The following is a 988-nucleotide window of genomic DNA, read 5'->3' as shown; positions in this document are numbered from 1 at the left end:
CGGGCCTGGGTCGCGATCGAAACGGCCTCGATAAGCGCCGCATGAGCGAGCGGCTTTGAGACATGCACGAGGATGTTGATCGTGCCGACCAAGGCGAGCTCCGTGCGCGCCGGTTGCCCGACGCGCCCGCCGTTGCTCAGTCCGACGGTCACGAGGCAGGAGCAGACGACGTCGTCACATACGGCGTCGGCAGCATGATGCCGGGCGACATCCCGCGAGGTGAGAAGGCCTATGGCGCCCGGGTGTCCTGCCTCGACCAGCCATTTGTCGAGCAGCGCCGCTGGATTGACGTCGAGAGGCAGGTCGGCGTCGCGCACCTCGCGCCAGACGACCGCGTTGCCGCTCTGAAAGCCCGGCCGGTTCAGCGACCAGCTCAGGATCGACTGTGGCGCGTCGAACAGGGCTGCGAGGATGGGGCGATCAAAGACGATCCGGAACGCTCGGTTGGCGCGTCTTAGATCGTTCATTTGGAGGCGAACCCTCGCTCTGTTCGGGACGCCAAGGTCCGTGCAAGCGCCTTCTAGCGAGTTTCTCAGCGACCGCCAGCTGCGTGACGGCGGGCGGCATGAACTTGCGAGCACGGCCCAGAGGACGGCCAAACGTCGCGGAGGTTTCAGTCCCTGGCCGCGTTGACACCGCCCACATTCCCGCCATAGCGTCCGCCGCGACGGTTCCCCTCGGGGATCAAAAGGGAACGCGGTGCGGGTTTTCGGACCTCAGGCCGCGGCAGCCCCCGCTACTGTGAGCGGCGAGCGACTTCGTCATCGGCCACTGGACCCTGCCGGTCTGGGAAGGCGACGGAGCGAGCTACGACCCGCGAGCCAGGAGACCTGCCGTCAGTCGTGTGGTCACACGCGAACGCGTCGGGCGGGGTGCACCGATGGTGGGCGAGCCATCGGGCGTGGGCGACCACGCGTGACGGGTGAGACCTCGAGTTCGCGGTGACGTGCCACTCGTCCCGCTCGGGGTTTCGATGTCCAGCCTTCCT

At 67.3% G+C, this 988-nt stretch carries 1 protein-coding gene and 1 riboswitch; the gene reads right to left on the bottom strand.

Annotation, left to right across the window (positions count from 1 at the left end):
- Positions 1–467 (bottom strand): adenosylcobinamide amidohydrolase (locus ACIKT0_RS18970; RefSeq protein ID WP_407106846.1); only part of this gene is annotated, 467 nt, incomplete at its 3' end.
- A gap of 184 nt (positions 468–651) precedes the next feature.
- A riboswitch (cobalamin riboswitch) is annotated at positions 652–852 on the top strand.
- Positions 853–988 lie beyond the last annotated feature (136 nt).

Source organism: Hansschlegelia beijingensis (assembly GCF_045505405.1).
In the GTDB taxonomy this organism is placed as follows: Bacteria; Pseudomonadota; Alphaproteobacteria; order Rhizobiales; family Methylopilaceae; genus Methylopila; species Methylopila beijingensis_A.
This window is presented reverse-complemented; position numbering and strand designations above follow the sequence as displayed.